This is a genomic window from Serratia proteamaculans, from assembly GCF_949794035.1.
Taxonomy (GTDB): domain Bacteria; phylum Pseudomonadota; class Gammaproteobacteria; order Enterobacterales; family Enterobacteriaceae; genus Serratia; species Serratia proteamaculans.
The window spans coordinates 1-3223 of record NZ_OX461108.1 but is presented as its reverse complement, the minus strand read 5'-3'; the positions used below and the strand labels follow the sequence as shown (position 1 = coordinate 3223).

At 56.3% G+C, this 3223-nt stretch carries 4 protein-coding genes; 3 read left to right on the top strand and 1 reads right to left on the bottom strand.

The annotated features are described in order from the left end of the window. Positions 1 to 22: 22 nt before the first annotated feature. Both mbeA and QOT07_RS25825 read left to right on the top strand, forming a co-directional pair. Complete coding sequence (mbeA, locus tag QOT07_RS25930; protein ID WP_045265544.1) at positions 23 to 1516, top strand: plasmid mobilization relaxase MbeA; 1494 nt, start codon at positions 23 to 25, stop codon at positions 1514 to 1516. Positions 1517 to 1582: 66 nt separating this feature from the next. After that, the gene (locus QOT07_RS25825) at positions 1583 to 1915 is read left to right on the top strand and encodes an EmrE family multidrug efflux SMR transporter (RefSeq protein WP_001099531.1); all 333 of its coding nucleotides are present in this window, start codon (positions 1583 to 1585) and stop codon (positions 1913 to 1915) included. Positions 1916 to 2123: 208 nt separating this feature from the next. On the opposite strand, the gene QOT07_RS25820 is transcribed toward QOT07_RS25825, so the two are convergent. Further along, positions 2124 to 2294 (bottom strand): hypothetical protein, encoded by a 171-nt coding sequence (locus QOT07_RS25820; protein WP_004193911.1) that lies wholly within the window; start codon positions 2292 to 2294, stop codon positions 2124 to 2126. Positions 2295 to 2932: 638 nt separating this feature from the next. On the opposite strand from QOT07_RS25820, the gene QOT07_RS25815 reads away from it, so the two are divergent. Further along, a partial coding sequence (locus QOT07_RS25815) for a MobC family plasmid mobilization relaxosome protein (RefSeq protein ID WP_248966857.1) occupies positions 2933 to 3223 on the top strand: 291 nt, incomplete at its 3' end.

The window sequence follows — 3223 nt, the reverse complement described above, 5'->3', positions numbered from 1 at the left end:
GTACTGGAAAAGGGTGCTGATGATGATCGTTAAGTTTCATCCTCGGGGGCGCGGCGGCGGCGGCGGGCCGGTCGATTATCTGCTGGGTAAAGATCGCCAGCGCGACGGCGCCAGCGTTCTGCAGGGGAAGCCGGATGAAGTCCGGGAGCTTATCGACGCCTCGCCCTACGCCAAAAAGTACACTTCCGGCGTTCTGTCTTTTGCCGAACAGGATTTACCGCCCGGCCAGCGCGAAAAGCTGATGGCGAGTTTCGAGCGGGTTCTGATGCCCGGACTCGATAAAGACCAGTACAGCGTGCTGTGGGTTGAGCACCGGGACAAGGGGCGGCTGGAGCTGAACTTCCTGATCCCGAACACGGAGCTTCTGACCGGCAAGCGGCTACAGCCGTATTACGACCGCGCCGACCGTCCGCGCATCGATGCCTGGCAGACCATAGTGAACGGCAGGCTGGGGCTGCATGACCCGAACGCGCCGGAGAACCGGCGGGTGCTGGTCTCGCCTTCCGCGCTGCCGGAAGCGAAGCAGGAAGCCGCCCAGGCGATTACGAGCGGCCTGCTTGCCCTTGCCTCATCCGGGGAGCTGAAAACGCGTCAGGACGTCACTGAGGCGCTGGAAAGCGCAGGTTTTGAGGTGGTGCGCACCACAAAAAGCAGCATCAGCATTGCCGACCCGGACGGGGGGCGAAACATCCGACTGAAGGGAGCCATCTATGAACAGTCTTTTAACGCTGGCGAAGGACTTAGAGCAGAAATCGAAAGCGCAGCAGCAGACTACCGGCGAGATGCTGAAAGCCGCATTCAGCGAGCACGAGAAGTCTGTCAGAGCGGAACTGAGCGAAAGCGAGAAGAGAATCAGCGCCGCCATCCTCGACCACGACCGGAAGCTGTCCTCAGCCATGAGCCAGCGCACGAAAGGGATGCTGCGCATGGTCAGCCAGACGTGGCTGACCATCGTTCTGGTCTCCGCGCTGCTGATAGCGTCGAGCGCGGGCATTCTGTGGTGGCAGGGGCAGCAGATACTCGAGAACTATACGACCATCCGGGAGCAGAAGAGCACGCAGGCCATGCTGTCAGAGAGGAACAGCGGCGTACAGCTCTCGACCTGCGGCGAGCAGAGACGCCGCTGCGTGAGGGTGAACCCGGAAGCGGGACAGTTCGGAGAGGACTCGAGCTGGATGATACTGGCGGGGAAATAGCACATGACGGAGCTGGAAAAACAGTTGCTGAGCGCATTAGAGCAGCTACAGCAGGACTACTCGAAAAGGCTGGACGAGTGGGAGAACGCCTTCGCGGAATGGCGGACGATGTCTGGTCTTATTCAACGGGAGAACGCGGCGCTGAACGAGCGCGTCACGGTCTTGAGCAGGCAGGTGCAGAGTTTGAGCGAGCAGCTGCGCCGGTTGTCGAAAGGCTGAACGCGATAGAAACTCACCGGCAGCAGGAGCGGGCGGTGCAGCACCAGAAAGCGCTGGAGCTGGAACGATCGCAGTGGCAGCATCATGGTCCTTCGCTATGATAAGCCGGGTTCTATTAATTAGTTGTTATGTAAAGATATTTAAATTTTTCAACATGAGGTATTTTTATGAATACATATATTTTCCTGGGAGGGGCTATTGTGGCTGAAGTCATAGGCACCACCTTTATGAAATATTCAGAAGGATTTACACGCCTGTGGCCGTCTGTAGGAACTGCAATAAGTTATTGCGCTGCCTTTTATCTGCTTTCCCAAACATTGGAAAATATACCTACCGGTATTGCTTACGCAATTTGGTCTGGTGCGGGAATTGTACTAATAAGCCTAGCTGGTTGGTTGGTTAGCGGTCAAAAACTTGATTGGCCCGCAATTGCAGGAATGTTCCTTATTTGCGTTGGAGTTTTGGTTATTAATATTTTTTCAAAATCTTCTGCGCATTAACTTTTTACCGAAGCATATTGGCCAAAGCAAAAGGATTTCCTTGAGATCCTTTCTTTCTGCGCGTAATCTTTTTCCCTGTAAACAAAAAAACCACCGCTACCAACGGTGGTTCGTTTGCCGGAATTCAGAGCTACCAACTCTTTGTTCCGATGGTAACTGGCTTTCACGGAGCGCAGATACCTAAACTGTCCTTTCAGTGTAGCCGCACTCAGGCTTTCACTTCAAGAACTCTGTAGGCATTCTCTACAATCTCTGCTCCGTGAACCCAGTTACCAATGGCTACCGCCACTGGCGATTTGTCGTGTCTTTCCGGGTTGGACTCAAGTTGATAGTTACCGGAACGGGCGTGGTAGTCGGACTGAACGGGGGGTTCGTGCATACAGTCCATCCTGGAGCGAACTGCCTACCCGGAACCGAGTTTCAGGCGTGGAATGAGAAACCGCGGCCATAACAGCGGAATGACACCGGTAAACCGAAAGGCAGGAATGCGGGGGAGCACGAGGGAGCCACCAGGGGGAAACGCCTGGTATCTTTAAGCCGCATCGGGTTTCGCCACCGCTGATTTGAGCGTCATTTTCGTGATACTCGTCAGGGGGGCGGAGCCTATGGAAAAACGGCAACTCCGCATCCTTTTCTTGGCCTTTCCTGCTTCGAGCGGCATTTGCTTATCCCGTAATCTGTGAGCTGGTAACGCCCGCCGCAGTCTCACGGCAGGAGCGTAGCGACCGAGTGAGCGAGGAGGCGTCATTTCATCACCACCTGCATTTTGCACTTACGCCCGGCAGCCGCATTTTTCCCCTGTCACATGAAGCACTTTCATAAATTACCACTCCGTCATAACATGTTTAGCCAGTATACACTCCGCTAGCGCTACGTGACTGGTTCAGGGCTGCGCCCCGAAACCCGCTAAAACCACTGCCGCGTCTGCGGCTTGTCCAACACCGTGCCGACCGGGAAAAGATTTCCCGTCCGTCCCGGCGTTATCAGGAGGCCGGATTGGCAGACAAACGCAGCAAAATGCTCACCATGTGGGTGACTGAGGACGAGCACCGGCGTCTGCTGGAGCGCTGCGAGGGTAAGCAACTCGCGGCCTGGATGCGGCAGACGTGCCTGGACGAGAAGCCCGCACGCGCCGGCAAACTTCCGTCGATCTCGCCGGCGCTGCTTCGTCAGCTTGCCGGCATGGGGAACAACCTTAACCAGATTGCCCGCCAGGTTAACGCCGGTGGTGGAAGCGGACACGACCGCGTGCAGATTGTCGCCGCGCTGATGGCCATCGATGCCGGACTCGAGCGGTTGCGGCATGCC

What these genes read in the sequence shown, in the direction of transcription:
- mbeA (WP_045265544.1), top strand. Translation starts at nt 23, where the DNA reads ATGATCGTTAAGTTTCATCCTCGGGGGCGCGGCGGCGGCGGCGGGCCG.
- QOT07_RS25825 (WP_001099531.1), top strand. Translation starts at nt 1,583, where the DNA reads ATGAATACATATATTTTCCTGGGAGGGGCTATTGTGGCTGAAGTCATA.
- QOT07_RS25820 (WP_004193911.1), bottom strand. Translation starts at nt 2,294, where the DNA reads ATGCACGAACCCCCCGTTCAGTCCGACTACCACGCCCGTTCCGGTAAC.